Genomic DNA, 17,047 nt, shown 5'->3' on the forward strand with positions numbered 1-17,047 from the left:
GTTTCTTTTGCATCAACAGAGGCGTGTTAACCGAGCCGCGCCAGCGCCTGGCGCGCCAGCTGCAACTGCTGCAGATAATAGCGGTGCAGCATGGCCGGATCGCTCAGGTCGCGCCCCAGTACCAGCCGCAGCTCGCTGACAGGACAATCGGCGGCCTGGGTCTGCACCTGGGTTTGTACCTGCATCCCCAGCTGGCGGGCCAGCTGGCGCGCCGCCTGCTCCTGCGCGGGCCGGTACTCGACGCGCGTGCGCGCCACCTGGAAGCTGGTTTCATTGGCCAGGCGCACCACCTGCACGGGACTGCCGGCCAGGCTGCGCGCCAGTGCGGCGGCCAGGCCAGGCACGCCATTGCCATTCACAATTTCCAGGCGCGGACGGGGTACGGCAGCGGCAACGGGCACGCTGCGCACGGCTGCCGGCACACGCTGCAAGCGGGCCATGCCGTCGGTTTGCGTGATCTCGATGCGCGCCATGGCGGGCACATCCGGCACCGGCGCGGCCACGGGTACGCCTTGCGGTGGCGCCGCGTTGCGCAAGACGGCCATGTCGCGCCGCAAATCGTGCTCCTGCAAGCTGGCCGCCTGGCGCCGCATGACGGCCGCGCGCGCGTGTTGCCCCAGCCGTTCGAGCACCTGCGCCAGATGCTGCCAGGCCAGCGCATTGAGCGGGTCGAGCAGACACGCCTGTTCCAGCGCGGGCAAGGCTTGCGCATCGCGTCCACTCAGATAATAAGCATGACCGAGATTGCTGAACAGATACGCCTGTTGCGGCTGCGGCGTGCCCGCCTCCTGCGTCAAAGCCAGCCAATGGGCAATCGCCGCATCGTGCTCGCCCCGCTGCGCGTGCAGCACGGCCAGGCCGTTGCGCGCATTCACATGGCGCGGCGCGACGCGCAGGGCTTGCTCGTAGGCCGCTTGCGCGGCGGGCAGGTCGCCCGCATCAAAATACTGGCGTCCCGCGACATAGGCCGCATCGGCAGCGGCAGCGGGCGGCGCCGGCAGCAGCGGCGCGTGCGCCGTGTGGCTGGCGCACGCGCCCAGGCCCAGACAGGCGCAGGCGGCGGCCAGGCGGGAAATCGTCAAGCGCATGGTAACTCCTTTCAGCGGTTGGCCATGGCCGGCACGAGCACGCGATAGACTTCGATCACGGCCGGCCCCATGAGCACCAGCATGAGGGTGGGAAAGACGCAAAAGATCAGCGGGAACAGCAGTTTCAGGGCGATCTTCGCGGCCGCCTCCTCGGCCAGCAGACTGCGCTTGCCGCGCAGGTTTTCCGAGTGCACGCGCAGCGAATCGCCCATGCTGGTGCCGAAGCGTTCCGATTGAATCAGCATGGCGACGAGGGTGTCGACATCTTCCACGCCGCTGCGCAAGGCCAGGTTGCGCAGCGCCTTTTCCTTGGAAAAGCCGGCGCGCATTTCCATCAGCACCAGTTGCAATTCCTGCGCCAGCACCACGCTCTTGATATGGATTTCGCCCGACACCTTCACCAGCGCCCGCTCCAGGCTCAGGCCCGCTTCCACGCACACGGTCAGCAAGTCGAGCGCGTCGGGGATGTTTTCAAAGATGTCGCGCTGGCGCCGCTTGGCCGTGCTGGCCAGCACCAGGTTCGGCAGGTAATAGCCGATGGTGGCGCTGACGCACAGCAGCAACAGCAGCACGCTGCGCAGCTGCGCCGCCATGGCGCTGGCCGCATACAGACCCAGCACGGTGGGAAACAGCAGGGCCAGCACGCTTTTCGCGGCGAAGTACAGGGCCGGCGCGCTGGCCTGGCGCCAGCCCGCGTTCATGAAGCGCGTGCGCAGCGGCGAGCGCTCCCAGCCCTCTTCCGGCAGCGACAGCTTGCTGAACGGCTGCGCCACGCGCGCCACGCGCTCCACCCAGCCGTTTTCCGCCACTGCCTCGCTGGCGGCCGGCGCCATGGAACCGAACAGGCGCTGGCGCAAGGCACCGGGAAAGAAGATCAGCCATGCCAGCAGGGCCAGCGCCACCACCACGGCGAAGACAATCAACAGAAACAGCAGTTGCGAGCCAGTCATGGCATTTCCTCCGGTTGATCGACTGACAAAACGTTCAGGGCTAGGCGTGTCGCCGAAGGCAGTACGACAGTACGACAAGGCGACGCAACAACGCCATGGACTTTTTTCAGACGATCTCTTAGATGCGGATGCGGATCACATTGCGCATCCACACGACACCCAGCGCCACCATGCCGGCCGCGTACCACAGCAGTTTGATGCCGCTGGGATCGGTCCACAGCAGGCTGATGTATTGCGGATTGACCAGCGCCATGACGCCGATCATCACCACCGGCATCAAGCCCAGCACCCAGGCCGACATGCGCCCCTCGGCCGACAGCACGCGCACCTGTCCCAGCAGTTTCAAGCGGGCGCGGATGATGCGCGCGATGCTGACCAGCACTTCGGCCAAGTTCCCGCCCGATTCACGCTGCACCAGCACGGCGATGACGAGGTAGCGCAAGTCCGTCAGCGGGATGCGCGCGGCCAGGTTTTGCAGCGCCTCGTTCATCGGCACGCCGTAATTGATCTCTTCGTGCGCCATCTTGAATTCGCCGCTGATCGGCTCATTGAGTTCATCGCCCACCATCTGCAGCACATTCGAAAACGAGTGTCCGGCGCGCAGCGCGCGGGCCAGGAAATCGGCCGCTTCCGGCAATTGCGCCTCGATCTTTTTCAGCCGCGCGGCGCGCGCGCGCAGCACGACCATGCACGGCCCGCCGCCTGCCACACCCAGCAGCAGCAAGGCGCCAGGCAGCGGCATGGGCCAGATGGCCAGCCACAGCAGCGCCACCAGCAGCAAGCCGCCCGCGCCGCCCAGGAACTGCGCCACCGACCAGGACAAGCCCGATTGCAGCAGCAGGTGGTCGAGCCGTGCCGCCTGCGGCAGGCGCCGCAGCAAACGCTCGAGGCCGGGCGAGCGCGCATAGCGGCGCTGCTTGAGGATCGAGACCCGCTCGCCGCCCGCCTCGCCGCGCGCCGCCATCAGCCGCAAGCGCCGGTTGATGCGCCGCGCCGCGCTGCCGTGCGTGCCCGACCACCACAGCCAGGCGCCTTCCACCATCAGGATGCAGGCAGCGAACAGCAGCACGGCAAAGCCGTAGAACACCAGGTCCATGATTCCCCTCCTTATTCGTAGATGCGGTCGGGATCGAAGACAGTGTCCGGCACGGGCGCGCCAAACATGCGCAGGCGCTCCGTGAAGCGGGGCCGCACGCCCGTGGCGCAAAAGTGACCGAGCACCTTGCCGGCGGCATCGACGCCCGTCTGCTCGAAGCGGAAGATTTCATGCATGGCGATGATGTCGCCTTCCATGCCCGTCACTTCCTGCAGGCTGACCAGCTTGCGCGCGCCATCCGTCAGGCGCGACACTTGCATCACCACCGTCACGGCCGAACAGATCTGCTGGCGCGTGGCGCGTGGCGTCAGGTTTACGCTGGCCATGCCGACCATATTTTCCAGCCGCGCCAGCGCGTCGCGCGCCGTGTTCGAGTGGATCGTCGCCAGCGATCCTTCATGGCCCGTGTTCATCGCCTGCAGCATGTCGAGCGCCTCGGCGCCGCGCACCTCGCCCAGGATGATGCGGTCAGGCCGCATGCGCAGCGCATTGCGCACCAGCGCGCGCTGGCTCACTTCTCCCTTGCCCTCGATATTCGGCGGGCGCGTTTCCAGGCGCACCACGTGCGGCTGGCGCAGCGCCAGTTCGGCCGCATCCTCGATGGTGACGATGCGCTCGCTGCCGGGAATGAAGCCGGACAGCACGTTGAGCAGGGTCGTCTTGCCGCTGCCCGTGCCGCCCGAAATCAGGATGTTGACCTTGGCCTGCCCCAGCGCCTGCAGCACCTGCACCATGGGCGGCGTCAGGCTTTTGTAGTCGAGCAGGTTGGCGATCGTCAAAGGCTGCACGGCAAAGCGCCGGATCGACAGGATCGGACCATCGACGGCCAGCGGCGGAATGATGGCATTGACCCTGGAACCGTCCGGCAGGCGCGCGTCGACCATCGGGCTCGATTCGTCGACCCGCCGTCCCACGCGCGAGACGATCTTTTCGATGATCTTCATCAGGTGCGCATTGTCGTGGAAGGTCACGTCCGTCAACTGCAGCCGCCCACCCCGCTCCACATACACCTTGTCGCAGGTATTGACGAGGATGTCGGACACGCTGGCATCGGCCAGCAACGGTTCCAGCGGGCCGAAGCCCAGCATCTCGTGCTGGATGTCGAGCACCAGGCTATGCCGCTCGTGCTGGTTCAGCACGATGCGCTCTTCCTCGATCACGCGCTGCACCAGCAGCGCCAGCTCGTGCTTGAACTGCTCGGCCGTCAGGCGTTTCAGGCGTTCCAGATCGATACGGTCGAGTATCGTCTGGTGCATGGTTTTTTTCAGTTCCTGGTAGGCGTGCAGCGCCAGCGCGCCTTGTGCGTTGGTGGCGGGGCGCACCGTTTCATTCGCCGCCAGGCGTTCGCGTAAAGTCATCTCGGCTCCCATGATGGCTCCCGGCGGGAGCCTTGACATCTCTTCCTGTCCTAAGCCTCGCTGCGGCTGAACAGGCGGTCGAACAGGCCGCGGCTTTCCGTCACGCGGCGCGCCGTCACCAGTTCCACCAGTTCGGCCAGGCTGCGCGCCACGGCGCTGGTACGCGACAGCTGCAGCAGCGGGATGCCCTGGTTGACGGAATCGGTGGCGGCGATGTAATCGTTGGGCACCGTGTGCACCACTTCCGCGCCCAGCGCCTGCTCCAGGTCGGCCAGGCGCAGGCGGCCGCCCTTTTCATAGCGGTTGACGATCAGGCGCAGGCGCTCGCCCGGATAGCCGAGCGAGCGGAAGATGTCGAGCAGGCGGCGCCCGTCGCGGATGTCGGGCAAGGCCAGCTGCAGCACCGGATAGATGGCGTCGGCGTTGTCGAGCGCGCGCAGCGACAGCGCGTCGATCTGGCGCCCCACGTCGAGCACGATATAGTCGTAGTGCTGGCGCGCCACGGCGAGGATGCGGTCCATGTGCTCGGGCTGCATGTCGACCTTGTGCGCGGGATCGTCGGCCGCCGCCAGCACGCCGAAGTTCGGCGTCACGTGCACCAGGCACGAGGCGAGAAAGGCGCCATCCATGCGCGCGATCTGCGCGCAGATGTCGGACAAGGTCATGGCCGGCTTCTGGTCCGAGACATACAACGTGGCGTCGCCGAACTGGCCGTGCAGGTCGATCAAGAGCACCTTGCAGCCGGCCAGTGTCGCCATCGCATAGGAAAAATTCGTCGACAAAAAGGTGGCCCCGCTGCCGCCCTTGCACGAGATGAAGGCGAGCACTTTGCCATCGCGCATCTGCGTCACGCCGGCCTGGATATCGACCCTGTCCATCGCCTCGTGAAAGGCCTTGTGCACCAGCGGCAGCTGCAGCACTTCGCGCATGCCGGCGCGCATGGCGCGTATCAGGACATCCTGCTGCTGGCCGCGCGTGAGCAGCATCAGCACGGCCAGCGGATACTGGCGCGCCAGGCGCTCGAGCAGGTCGGCCTCGTCGGCATCGATGCCGCTGGCGTCGACGATCACCAGTTCCGGCGCTTCGGCCAGCATGCGCTCGACGGCGTCGCGCAGGCCGCTGCGCCGGTCCAGCAGCCGCAGCACGGGCATGCGGGCCGCGCCTTGCGCCGCGATTTCATCGTGCAAGCTGGCGTCGCGGGTAATCATCAAGGCTTTCATCGCCCCTCCTTCATTCAAGGCTACACATTCGGCTGCGCCAGCGGAGCGGCGCTCATGGACAAAAACCGGGATTGTCCGGATAGCCCAGCGACTCGGCCACCGCCATGGTGGTCCCGCTGGGCAAACGTATGGCGCCTGCGCCGGAAGGAAACATCACCCCCAGCAGCGGCAGGATGGGCCGGTAGGGCACACCCTCGCAGCGCGCGCCATCGCCCGGCAGGCACAGGCGCGCACGCACGAAGCGGATGCAGCTGGCGCCATGCGGATCGTCCAGGCAATTGATGCGGTTGCGTTGCGGGCAGCCCGGCAGCACCGTCACCGGCACTGCCGCCAATGCGGCGCCGCCGCTGCTCTCCGACAAATAATCGATGCGCACATGCGCGTCGCCGATGCCGCCGCCCAGCGGAAGCGTGCCCGGCGTGGCGCGCAGCACGGCTTGCGTGCGCACGGCTTGCAAGGCGCCGGCATTGCTGAAATCGGTGACAGCGGCAGCGCGCGCCGCGCGCCGGGTGATCTCATGCACCATGTTCCACACGTACACGGCGCGCGCCATTTCCAGCATGGCAAACAGGAACAAAAAGAACAGCAGCGCCAGCATGGCGAATTCGACGGCGAAGACGCCGCCCTGGCGTTGCCGGCGGGAGGGCAGGTTAATTAACATAGCGCAATGTCGCATTGGCGCGCAGGGGAATCGGCTCCAGCTGCGGCAGCCACTTGCGGGTCAGCTCAGGCAGGAAATCCACCGGCATGTCCACGGTGACCTTGATGCGCACCTGCAGCGGCGCCGTCGCATAGCTGCCGCAGCCATAGGAATCGTCGGCATATACGCAGTCCACGTTGACCCTGGCGGCCTCCATGTCGGGCCAGCTTTCCGCCATCGCATCGACCACCATCTGCCGGGCCAGGGCGGCGCCCTGGTTCGCCGTGCCGATGCTGCCCATCTGCGGCAGCGGCATGGTCGCCATGTAGCGCGCCGCATCGTGCACGCTTTTTTGCAGGGCCGTGTACACCAGCAGCGCGCGGCCGAACAGCAGCACGAAGGGCAGCAGTCCCATGAAAAACAGCAGGATCAGCGCCAGCTCGATGGCGGCGACACCGCCCTGGCGGCCTGGCGCGCGGCAAGCCCGCGTCATTGCAGCAGCTCCGCCGGGCCGATCAGCGATCCCTCGGCTGCCAGGCCGGCAAATTCGGCGCTCAGCACGCCATTGCTGGCCGGCGCCGTCATGAAGAAGCGGCCGATGCCCAGCACCTGGGCCAGCACGTCGCTGCCGGCCGGCACGGGACAGGCGAGCAGCGCAATGTGCAGCAAACGCCGCTGCGCCAGGCCCGCGTTGCCGGTCGGCGCCGTCTGGTACGCCAGCGTCAGGTACGGCGACTTGTCGGTCGGATAGCTGGATTTGGCGGCCGGGGCGGCCGGCGTGGCTGGATACAGCTTGGGCCAGTCGGTGGTGGCAAATGGCGGATAACCGCCGGCCGGCTTCGGGTTGCTGTACCTGGCCGCCCTGGAAAATGACCACAGCGGCCCGTAGCTGCCGACCGCCGGCGGCGTCGCATTCGACTCCGGATCGGCCACGGACAGCAGCGGATTGCCCGTGCTCAGCGCACTGGGCGCATCGGGCGCATTCGTCATCCACCAGTTCGCCGCCGTGTTCGGATAGGCGCGGATGTTCGTGTCGGACGGCGCCACCACCGGATGGCAGCCGCTGCCCGGATACTGGTTGAAGCGCGCATTGAAGGCCGTCCACAGCGCGGCGGGAAAAGGCCGGTGCACATGCACCTGGGCGCTGCCGATGCGCGGATACAGCACCGTGCCGCTGCAGACAAACGGCAGCACGTTCGATTCGCTGACCTGCTGTGACGGTCCCACCACGCCCGGCCGGCCCAGCGGATTGAGCACGAAATGTTCGGCCGCCGGGCCGTGCGGATTGAGCTTCAGCAAGTTATACGCCACGCCGCGGCGAAAGCCATATTCCAGCAGCTCGACGGCCGGCAGCAGTGCCGCATTCGTGCGCGGGCTAGCGGCACTGGCCGACAGCGCGCAGACAGCCAGCGGCATCAGATTCAAGCTGCTGCGCCCCGCCACGGCGCGCGCGCCCGTGTCCAGGGTGCGCAGCGCCGGCGACCAGGCGCCGAGGAACGCCGTCGCCACCCGCCCCAGCGAGGGATCATTGGCCTGCGTATCGACGCGCACGAACAGCGCCGTGGCGGCGTCGGGCACGGCGCCCGCCGCATGCCATTCGCTGGCGGGCGCGTCGGGAGCACTGGCGAAGCGGATGCTGGCGTCCGACAAGGTCGCGCCTTCCATGCGGCGGCGCCATGCGCTGCGGTCGGCCGCACTGCTCTTGGCTTTCGTCGCGGCGGCAAGCAGGCCCTCGGGCGTGCCCACTAGCTCCGCCGCCGCCGCCATCGCCGCGTTGTCGGCCAGGTTCTGCAGTTCCGTCTTGCGGCCGATGACTTGCCCCACGTCCAGCGCCAGGCCGATAAAGCCCAGCACCACGATGAGCAGGATGGAAAAGGCGATCAGCATCGCCCCGCGCTGGCGCCGGCGTCTATTTGCCATTGCCGCCTCCCAGCATGAATTGCACCGGCTGCGGCGCCTGGGCATTCGGTTCGGCAAACGAGGCGCGGTAGCGCTGCATGACGGCGTGCGCGCTGGGGCCGTCGAGGCCGTCTGCCGGCGTGCGATTGCCCGCGCCGGCCGGATCGCGCACCTGCTGCGCCATGGACAGGCGCACGGCGTCGCCGAAGCGGCGGTCCAGCTGCGGCGTGCTGCCGTGCGCGCAGGCGACCAGCTGCAAGGCCAGGGCCAGGGCGGCCAGGCGCCGCAGCGACGTCAAGAGCGAGTTCGGCATGGCGTATCTCCCCGTCTCATTTCAACTCGAAACCGTTGGCCGCGCGCGCTGGCGGCACGAGTGGCGGCACGGACGGCGGCGCCGAGGGCACAGGCCCTTCCATCTTGCCGCCCAACATCAAGTCCATGCGCGACGGCGGCGCCAGCTGCGCCGTCGGCAGCACGGCATCGGCCGGCAACGGTTTGACCAGGTGTGCGGTAATGACGAACAACAATTCCGTGCGGTCGTGCTGGAAATCCGTGCTGCGAAACAGCGCGCCGAGGATCGGTACTTCGCTCAGCCAGGGCAAGCCCGTGATGTTGCTCACCTGATTGTTCTTGATCAAGCCGCCGATGGCATAGCTCTGGCCGTCGTACAGCTGCACCGTGGTCGAGGCGCGCCGCGTGGTGATGACGGGCAAAATCGAGCGCCCGCTGACGCCGGCGGCGGAAATACCCACCCCCTCGCGCGACAGTTCCGACACTTCCGGCGCCACCTTCAGATTGATGCGCCCGCCCGACAGCACGGTCGGCGTAAAACGCAGGCCGACACCGTATTCGCGCTCTTCCAGCGTGATCTTGTTGTTGTCCTGGCCGACGGGAATGAAGATCTTGCCGCCGGCCAGAAAACTGCCCTCTTGCCCGCTGATCGCCATCACCGTCGGTTCGGCCAGGATGCGCACCAGGCCATCCTGTTTCTGCGCCTCGATGGTCAGCTGCTGGCCATTCGACTTGCGCACGTCGAGCAGGCCGTTGGCCGTGCCGCTCAAGAAATTCGACAGCAAGGTGGTGGCCCAGCTGCCGGAAGCAAAGCGCAGGGTGGCGCCCACTTCCAGCCGTTCCAGCAGCGACTTCGACACTTCCGCGATCTGCACGGCCAGCATCACTTGCTGCGGCGCACTGACGTCGAGCATGTTGATGATGCGGCTGTTCGCGCTGCCCGCGCCGCCAGCGGGCGCCGTGGCGGCGCCATCGGCGGGCTTGGGCAGCGCCAGCGGCACCGTGGCACGGCGCACGTACGCATGCGCCAGCTCGACGGCGCGCAGCACGGCGCCCGCGTCCTGCACCGTGCCCGACAGCACCAGGGTGTCGGCCACGGCCGTGACGCGGATGGCTTTTTCGTCCGGCATCAGCGCCGCCAGGGTTGCCTGCAAGCCGGCCGGGTCCATGCTGACGCTGACGTTCACCACGCTGCACACGCCGCTGCGTCCCTGGATGATCATGTTCGTGCTGCCCACGTCGACGCCGACCACATACAAGGTGTCGGGCGCCACCAGCATGGCTTGCACCACGGCAGGATTGCCGACGCTGCGGGCCAGCACCGCCTCGGGCAGGCGCAGCATGCTCGACTTGCCCACCTGCAGTTGCAGGTTGCCGGGCGAGGCCGCTTCACCGCCGCAGCGCGGGCCAGGATCGGCCGCCGCGCCGGCAAGCGGCGACAGCAAGCAGCACAGTATCAGCAGGGCGCGGTTCATGAGCGTGTCCATGGTTGCCTAAAAACATTCGCGCGACTGGCGCGTCCCATCGATGACGCCGCTGCACTGGCGCGCTGGCTCCGGCGGCGCCTTGGCCACGCGTACCGGACGCGGCGCTGCGGCCGGCACGGGCGCGGCGGCAGGAACGGGCTCGTCGGCTTCGTGCGGTCCTCCCAGCAGGGTCAGCTTGGTGGCGCCCGCCGTCACGCCCGGCTGCGGGTCGACCTGGTTGCGCAGCACCAGCGACAGGCTGCCCACGCTGCGCGCCAGGTCCAGGTTTTCCGCCTGTTCCGGCGTCACTTCCAGGGTCACCGCATTGACCACGCGCGGCTTGGTCTCGTCGCGCCCCACTTCCTGCGCCACGGCCAGCACGAGGATGCGTTCGAGCACGATCTTGGAAATGTTGCGGCTTTGCGGAAAGGCGCGGTCGCCAGAATCCTGCTGCGTGCTCACGATGATGTCGACATAGTTGCCCGGCAAGGCGAAGCCGGCCACGCCGATCACATCGTTGACGCGCACGGTAATGGCGCGCCGCCCTTCCGTGATGAGAGCCGACAGGCCGCCCAGGGTGCCGGCCGGCGCCAGCTTGGCTTCGCTCAGCGGTTCGCCGCGCAGCACGCTGGTTTTCAGCACCCGTCCCGCCAGTCTCGCCGGGTCTTGCAGCGCGCCTTGCGGCAAGCTTTCCGCCGGCCATTCTGCCAGGCGCAGCATCTCGGGCGCCAGGCGCTGGCCCAGGTTGACATCGCTGGCGGCGACGACGATCTTGCCCTTGCCGGCCGGCGTCTGGCGCAGCAGCCAGTGCGAGGCCAGCAGCACGGCCAGCAGACCCAGCACGACCGCCAGGCCCATCATCAGGAGGGCGCGCCGGTTTTTCATGCGATACGCTCGCACAGGCTGGCGGCCGGCATGTCGCAACTGGCAAACAGGCTGCCCCAGGCCTGTTCCAGGGCGCCCACCGTCAGGCGCGCTTCGCAGCCGGCAAAGCCGGCGAAGTCGCCTATGCGCGCCAGCAATTCCTGCGGATAGCTGGCCAGCAGGGGCCGTCCCTGCGCGCCATGCAGGTGCAGCAGATGGTTCAGGGCCAGCTCGTCGATGGCCATGCCGGCCAGCCGGCATTGCTGGCGGAACAGCGCGCGATAGGCGCTCTCGGCCAGCGGCCCCACGTGCACCTTGTAGCCGATGCGGCGCAGCAAGGCGGCGTCAAACAGCTCGCCCGGCGGCACGTTCGTGGCCAGCACGAGGGCATTGTCGAACGGCACGCTGATCTGCACGCCGCCGGGCAAGCCCAGCTGGTCGCTGCCGTGCGCCAGCGGCTGCATCAGCCGCGTCAGCAATTCCGGCGCGCCCAGGCGCTGGCGGCCCAGGTCGTCGATGATCAGCATGCCATTATTGGCGCGCACATGGGGCGGCGCCTGGTAGCAGCCGCCGCTGGCGTCGAGCCGCAGTTCCAGCATACCGGCGTCGAGTTCGGCGCCCACGTGGATCACCGGACGCTGGCACAGCACCCAGCGGATGTCCGTGCTGCGCCGCTCCAGCGCCTGGCGCGCATGGCTGACATGCTGCGGCGCGGGCGGCAGGTGCTGGGCCGGATCGTACAACTGGATGATGTCGTGGCCGACGATGACGGCGTACGGCACGGCGACCAGCCCGTGCAGCAATTGTCCCAGCTGCAGCGCCAGGGTCGACTTGCCGCTGCCGGGCGGACCGTACAGCAGCAGCGAGCGCCCCGAATGCAGGGCCGCGCCGACCACGTCGAGCATGCCCGGCCCCGCGTGGGCGCCACCCAGCACGGCAGCCAGGTCATCGCTGCCGACGCGCTGTTCCTGCGCCAGCCACGACTGGCGCGCCACCATGGCGCGGTACGCGTCCAGGGTCACGGGCGCGGCGCCGATATACGCGCAGCGCTCGAGGAAGGCGCTGGCGCGCTGCTTGCCGGCGCTCGTCAGCTGGTATTGCACGTCGATATCGGATTCTCCGCGCCAGGCCACTTCGGCCATCTGCTCGCTCACCATGAAGTCGAGCACTTCGCGCAAGACATTGATCGACAGGCGCAAGCGCGTCGTCAGTGCGGACAGATGCGTCTTGCCGCTCACAAACATCAGCTTGGCGATCAGTTCAACCACCAGGGGCCGCTCCAGTCCCGTTTCACGCAAGCTCTTCGGCTGCGGCGGCAAGGGTGGCATCAGGTTCGCATCGGCAGGGCGCGGCGCACTCTCGGTGCTCATGGAATAGTCGACCTCGGTCATGCTGCGTCTCCTAGCCGGTTAAGACTGCATTCAACAGAATTCATTCTAGCGAGCGGGGACCGGTGCCCATTGATCAAGAGCAATGAATACCAATCAGAAATAATGCCGCCCTTGCACCAGCAGGCAGCCCAGGGCAATGGCCAGTCCGTAGGGCATGTTGCCCACGCTGGCGCCGCTGCCCAGGGCGTTTGACGCCAGGGGAATGCCGGCCATGCGCGCGATCATCGGCCACAACAGCTGGCGCAGATTACCGAGGCAGGCGCGCCACTTGCCCTGCCAGGTGATCATCAGCACGGCCATCAGGCCGCCCAGGACAAACGTGGCGAAACAGATCTGCAGCACGGGCCAGGGACCGGCAAAGGCGCCCGCCATGGCGATCAGCTTGACGTCGCCGGCAGCCATGCCGCGCAGCACGTACAGCGGTAGAAACAGGAAAAAGCCCGTGGCCATGCCACCCAGCCACAGCGGCAGCACGTTTTGCGGCCACAGCCACAGGTGCAGCACCAGGGCGGCAAGGATGCCGGACAACACCACGCCATTCGGTATCTTGCGGCGGATCAAATCACTGACGGCGGCCCCCGTCACGAAGCACAGCAACAGCAGGTCGAATACGGCATAGGCAGGCATGCGGCACCTCCTGAAAAAAAACCCGCCGCTGGCCGGCCAGCGGCGGGCACCCGCTTAGGGCGTCAACACCAGGTTCGACGAAATGTCGGTGAGGACGGCCAGCAAGTTGGTCTTGATCAGCAAGAAACCGGCCGTGATGGCGGTAGCCATCAACGCCGCAATCAAGCCGTATTCGATTGCCGTAATGCCATCCTCATCCTTGACAAACTGCTGTACTGCCGACAGGAAGGTATGCATGACAAGCTCCCAAAAGTGAATCACAAGTCCCTGGCGCAATCGGGTGTGAAACATTGCCCATTCCTGCTAATATGTTTCCTGCCGTAAATTTCTGCGCCATTGCATTGACTATAAAGCGTCCACGTTTTGGCAAATTGACGCGCCACAAGTTTCCATATGGAAATTATCAAACCCTGTTGAAATGCCGGCTGGCGCAAACAAATGTTGCGATCCGGATTGAAAGCCTTCGTCAGGGCAAGTTTTTTGCAATGCAGTGCATGAATCTCATGTATTTACATGAAATATTGCATACGTTAATTGCCTATTAGGCAAAAAGACATTATCCTGCTTAGCTCTTCTTTGGAAAGGCCTCTCGCCCGGCGGTAAAGAGCGTCATGCCACCAAATAAATCTTGGCTTCTTGTAGACGGACGCGAACATGCTCTTGCTTGATGCAATGCTGGTATGACGACACTTGTGTGACTACTTTCCAGAGATCGACAATGGATTCCCTACTGAAACACATGGTGGACATGACCGGGCACCGCGACCACACGATGCTCGACATCTCCGTGATCTCGGCCGTCCAGGAACTCGCTGCCGCGTCGCAGACCCGTGTGCTGGCCCTGACCACCGTGCGTGGCCAGGTGTTCGTGCGGTCGCGGGCCATCATCGTGGCGGGCAGCGTGGCCCGCATGGAAGAGCATAACGACCCGACTCTGCCAGGCGAACCGCTGTCGGACTACCCGGCCCTGGCCGCCTGCATCAAGCGCCATGAAGCGAGCGCCGACACCCTGTGCGCCGACGGCCGCCACCTGCTGTGGCTGCCCATCTGGATCGGCGACCAGGTCACCACCTGCCTGGAAATCACCAACCCCACGCCGTACACGGGCGCCACCATCCAGGTGATCGGCGGCATCGTCAGCGTGTACCGCAATTTCCAGAACCTGCTCGACTACAGCGAACGCGATTCGCTCACCGGCTTGTTGAACCGCAAGACCTTCGACGACCAGCTGGCGAAAATCCTGCAAAGCCGCGGCGAACCGGAGGCGGAAAAGCCGCTTCCCGTCGATGCAGAACGGCGCCACCATACGGACACGGAACGGCAATGGCTGGCCGTGATCGACGTCGATCATTTCAAACTGGTCAATGATAAATTTGGCCACCTGTATGGCGATGAAGTGCTGATCCTGATCGCCAACCAGCTGCAATCGTCGTTCCGCTCGCAAGACCGCATCTTCCGCTTCGGCGGCGAGGAATTCGTCGTGCTGCTGCGCTCGATCACCCTGGAAAATGCGCAGAAAATCATCGACCGCTTCCGCACCAATGTCGAAGCGCACGACTTCCCGCAAGTGGGGCGAGTGACCGTCAGCGTGGGCTTCGTCAGCATCAACGCCTACGAGGCGCCCGTCATCATCCTCGGCCGCGCCGACCAGGCCTTGTATTACGCCAAGAGCCATGGCCGCAACCTGGCTTGCCATTACGACGAGCTGGTCGCCAAGGGCTTGCTCACCACCATTACCTCGAACGATACGGCGGAATTCTTCTAGGCATCCGCTAGGGAAAGAAACCGCATGGGATCGACCTGCCACTTGGCCGCCGACTCATGGCCGACGATCTTGTCGGCGCCGCCAAAACCGAAGCCGCGCGACAGGTCGACCGTTTCCGGCTTGATGTAGGTCTTGCTCTTCGTACTGAAAAACACGTTCACTTTCGGCGCCAGCAGATTGCTTTCGTGCGCCTCGATGACGACGGCCAGGCGGCCTGATTCCAGCATCACCATGGTGCCGACCGGATAGATGCCCACGCAGCGCATGAAATCCTGGGCGAACACGGGGTTGAAATGGAATTTGCTCCACTCATAGATCTTGCGCAGGGCTTCGGCGGCGGCGATGCCCTTGTGATAGCTGCGGTCGGACGTCAACGCGTCATACACGTCGACGATGGCGGCCATCTGCGCCAGTTCGCTGATGGCGTCGCCGGCCAGCTGGTCCGGATAGCCGCTGCCATCGCGCCGTTCGTGGTGGTGCAAGGCGATGTCGAGGGGAATCGCGCCCACCTCGGGCGACTGGCGCAGGATCTCGTAGCCGTCGCGCGGATGGCGCTTGATCAGGGCAAATTCTTCCGGCGTGAGGGGGCCCGGCTTGTTGAGCACGCTGTCGGGCACCAGGGCCTTGCCCGTGTCGTGCAGCAAGCCACCGAGGCCAGCCTGGTGCGTGGTGGCCGCATCGATGCCGCGCGAGCGGCAAAACGCCACCAGCAGCGCGCACACGCTGACGGAATGCAAAAAGGTGTAGTCATCCTTGGTCTTGATGCGCAACAAGCCGACGAGGGCACCGGGATTGCGCAGGATCGATTCGGTGATGTCCTGCACCGTGTGCTGCACGCGGTCCAGCTCGACAGCCTTGCCCAGGCGCACATCAGCCATCACCGTGCGCACCAGGCTGGCCGCCTGCCGCCGCACTTGCGTGGCGCGCGCCAGTTCCATGCCCAGCGACACGCGCGTGACCACTTGCGGCGCCGCGGCGATCTGCACCAGTTCGCGCTCGGTGGTGGCCTGTGCCTGCGCCACGGTAGGCGCATCCTGCACGTCGAGGCCCTTGCCGCTGTCGATCACCACGTCGTGGATGCCGGCTTGCATGATCTTGCGGATTTCATCGTCGCTGCGCAACAGGAAACGGTTGCGCACGAATGGATGCGTCATCCAGTCGCAACTGAGGTCATGAATGTACATGCCCACTTTTAATTGAGACGAATCAACTTTCTTGAGCATGCTGTCATCCCACAAATACGCGGCTGGAGCACCGAAGGCGCTAGAATGAGTATAACAAAATTGTTATTCTGCTGGCCGCGTTCGGCGCTGCGGCGCAACACCGTGTTTTTTCCGCTCAACGCACCGCTTCTGGGACCCATGGAACTGCGCCAATTACGCTACTTTGTTGCCATCGTCGACCACGGCTCGCTGTCGCGCGCGGCCCTGATCCTGCACGTGGCCCAGCCGGCCCTGACGCAGCAGCTGCGCCAGCTGGAAGAGGAACTGGGCGTGCAACTGCTGCACCGCTCGGCCCAGGGCGTGCTCAGCACGGATGCGGGCAAGGTGTTCTACGAACATGCGCAAGCGATCCTGAAACAGGTGGCCGACGCCCGCTCGGCCGTCACGCAAAGCGCCACGCGGCCATCCGGCAATGTCACGTTGGGCTTGCCCCACAGTATTTCCGGCGCCCTGGCCCTGCCCCTGCTGCTGGCCGCGCGCGAACGCTATCCCGAAATCACCCTGCAATTGACGGAAGAAATCACGGGCAACCTCAATGAACAGCTCAAATCGGGCCGCATCAACCTGGCCGTGCTGTTCGACGATGGCCAGCTCACGCCGTTTGCCTGCAGCCCGCTGGTGGAAGAAGAGATGCGTTTCATCTGCCGCAGCGATTCGCCATTCGCCCCCGCCGGCCATGCCGTGTCGTTCCAGCAAGCCTTGAGCGCCACCCTGATCCTGCCCGGCCTGCAGCATGGCGTGCGCCCACGCATCGACAGCCGCGCGCGCGAACTGGGTCTGGAAACGGCCAACGTGATCGAGATCAACTCGATCGCCATCCTGAAATCGGCCATCCTGGCCGGCATGGGCGCCACCATCCTGCCCGCCGCCCCCCTGCTGGCCGAGCTGGACAGCGGCGCCATGCGCAGCTACGCCATCCACAGCCCCGTGCTGTCGCGCACAGTGGCCCTGTGCGCCTCGAAAAACATTCCCCTCACCAATGCGGGCAACGCCGTGAAAAACCTCGTGCTGCAAGTGGCCGCCGAACTGTGCGGCAGCGGGCGCTGGGTGGGGGCGAATGTGCTCTCGCCCATGGCATAAGTCTTTCTTATACCCCCATCGGCAAAGCGTATTTGCCCCCTTTCCTGACTCGTTCTACACTGACCACATTAACTATTTTAAATTTAAAA

At 65.8% G+C, this 17,047-nt stretch carries 17 protein-coding genes; 2 read left to right on the forward strand and 15 right to left on the reverse strand.

Annotated elements, in window-relative coordinates; genetic code table 11:
• Nucleotides 1-26 precede the first annotated feature (26 nt).
• From IGS58_RS23315 to IGS58_RS23380, 14 genes are all read right to left on the reverse strand, one after another.
• Entirely contained in the window at nucleotides 27-1,088 is a 1,062-nt protein-coding gene (locus IGS58_RS23315) for a LytR C-terminal domain-containing protein (RefSeq protein WP_230522815.1), read from the reverse strand.
• 11 nt (nucleotides 1,089-1,099) lie between these two features.
• Nucleotides 1,100-2,038: a type II secretion system F family protein gene (locus IGS58_RS23320; RefSeq protein ID WP_230522816.1), complete on the reverse strand. Its 939-nt coding sequence runs from the start codon at nucleotides 2,036-2,038 to the stop codon at nucleotides 1,100-1,102.
• A gap of 118 nt (nucleotides 2,039-2,156) precedes the next feature.
• Nucleotides 2,157-3,134, reverse strand: a complete 978-nt coding sequence (locus IGS58_RS23325; protein WP_034783627.1) for a type II secretion system F family protein — start codon at nucleotides 3,132-3,134, stop codon at nucleotides 2,157-2,159.
• A gap of 11 nt (nucleotides 3,135-3,145) precedes the next feature.
• Nucleotides 3,146-4,492, reverse strand: coding sequence for a CpaF family protein (locus tag IGS58_RS23330; RefSeq protein WP_170846399.1), 1,347 nt, complete (start codon nucleotides 4,490-4,492; stop codon nucleotides 3,146-3,148).
• A 50-nt stretch (nucleotides 4,493-4,542) separates the two neighbouring features.
• The gene (locus IGS58_RS23335; RefSeq protein ID WP_034783630.1) at nucleotides 4,543-5,712 is read right to left on the reverse strand and encodes an AAA family ATPase; all 1,170 of its coding nucleotides are present in this window, start codon (nucleotides 5,710-5,712) and stop codon (nucleotides 4,543-4,545) included.
• A gap of 52 nt (nucleotides 5,713-5,764) precedes the next feature.
• Nucleotides 5,765-6,373 carry a TadE/TadG family type IV pilus assembly protein gene (locus IGS58_RS23340; RefSeq protein ID WP_230522817.1) on the reverse strand — a complete coding sequence of 203 codons (609 nt, stop codon included), beginning with the start codon at nucleotides 6,371-6,373 and terminating at the stop codon, nucleotides 5,765-5,767.
• Nucleotides 6,363-6,845: a TadE/TadG family type IV pilus assembly protein gene (locus tag IGS58_RS23345; protein ID WP_230522818.1), complete on the reverse strand. Its 483-nt coding sequence runs from the start codon at nucleotides 6,843-6,845 to the stop codon at nucleotides 6,363-6,365. Before IGS58_RS23345 ends, IGS58_RS23340 begins: the two co-directional genes overlap by 11 nt.
• Nucleotides 6,842-8,272, reverse strand: coding sequence for a TadE/TadG family type IV pilus assembly protein (locus IGS58_RS23350; protein WP_230522819.1), 1,431 nt, complete (start codon nucleotides 8,270-8,272; stop codon nucleotides 6,842-6,844). The genes IGS58_RS23345 and IGS58_RS23350 overlap by 4 nt, the downstream gene beginning before the upstream one ends.
• The gene (locus IGS58_RS23355) at nucleotides 8,262-8,564 is read right to left on the reverse strand and encodes a hypothetical protein (protein WP_230522820.1); all 303 of its coding nucleotides are present in this window, start codon (nucleotides 8,562-8,564) and stop codon (nucleotides 8,262-8,264) included. The genes IGS58_RS23350 and IGS58_RS23355 overlap by 11 nt, the downstream gene beginning before the upstream one ends.
• A gap of 16 nt (nucleotides 8,565-8,580) precedes the next feature.
• Nucleotides 8,581-10,029 (reverse strand): type II and III secretion system protein family protein, encoded by a 1,449-nt coding sequence (locus IGS58_RS23360; protein ID WP_230522821.1) that lies wholly within the window; start codon nucleotides 10,027-10,029, stop codon nucleotides 8,581-8,583.
• A gap of 6 nt (nucleotides 10,030-10,035) precedes the next feature.
• Nucleotides 10,036-10,893, reverse strand: a complete 858-nt coding sequence (gene cpaB, locus IGS58_RS23365; protein ID WP_230522822.1) for a Flp pilus assembly protein CpaB — start codon at nucleotides 10,891-10,893, stop codon at nucleotides 10,036-10,038.
• Nucleotides 10,890-12,263, reverse strand: a complete 1,374-nt coding sequence (locus IGS58_RS23370) for an ATP-binding protein (RefSeq protein WP_230522823.1) — start codon at nucleotides 12,261-12,263, stop codon at nucleotides 10,890-10,892. The genes cpaB and IGS58_RS23370 overlap by 4 nt, the downstream gene beginning before the upstream one ends.
• Nucleotides 12,264-12,356: 93 nt before the next feature.
• On the reverse strand, nucleotides 12,357-12,890 hold the full coding sequence (locus tag IGS58_RS23375) for an A24 family peptidase (RefSeq protein ID WP_230522824.1): 534 nt from the start codon (nucleotides 12,888-12,890) through the stop codon (nucleotides 12,357-12,359).
• A gap of 54 nt (nucleotides 12,891-12,944) precedes the next feature.
• A complete protein-coding gene (locus IGS58_RS23380; protein ID WP_034752975.1) occupies nucleotides 12,945-13,127 on the reverse strand; it encodes a Flp family type IVb pilin in 183 nt (60 codons plus the stop codon).
• A gap of 481 nt (nucleotides 13,128-13,608) precedes the next feature.
• Between IGS58_RS23380 and IGS58_RS23385 the strand changes: the two genes are divergently transcribed.
• Complete coding sequence (locus IGS58_RS23385) at nucleotides 13,609-14,655, forward strand: GGDEF domain-containing protein (RefSeq protein ID WP_034783647.1); 1,047 nt, start codon at nucleotides 13,609-13,611, stop codon at nucleotides 14,653-14,655.
• Here the strand turns inward: IGS58_RS23385 and IGS58_RS23390 are convergent.
• Complete coding sequence (locus tag IGS58_RS23390; protein WP_034783648.1) at nucleotides 14,652-15,878, reverse strand: HD-GYP domain-containing protein; 1,227 nt, start codon at nucleotides 15,876-15,878, stop codon at nucleotides 14,652-14,654. The two genes, IGS58_RS23385 and IGS58_RS23390, sit on opposite strands and share 4 nt — an antisense overlap.
• A 138-nt stretch (nucleotides 15,879-16,016) precedes the next feature.
• On the opposite strand from IGS58_RS23390, the gene IGS58_RS23395 reads away from it, so the two are divergent.
• Nucleotides 16,017-16,958 carry a LysR substrate-binding domain-containing protein gene (locus IGS58_RS23395; RefSeq protein WP_070258630.1) on the forward strand — a complete coding sequence of 314 codons (942 nt, stop codon included), beginning with the start codon at nucleotides 16,017-16,019 and terminating at the stop codon, nucleotides 16,956-16,958.
• Nucleotides 16,959-17,047 lie beyond the last annotated feature (89 nt).

The organism is Janthinobacterium sp. EB271-G4-7A, assembly GCF_020858075.1.
In the GTDB taxonomy this organism is placed as follows: domain Bacteria; phylum Pseudomonadota; class Gammaproteobacteria; order Burkholderiales; family Burkholderiaceae_D; genus Janthinobacterium; species Janthinobacterium lividum.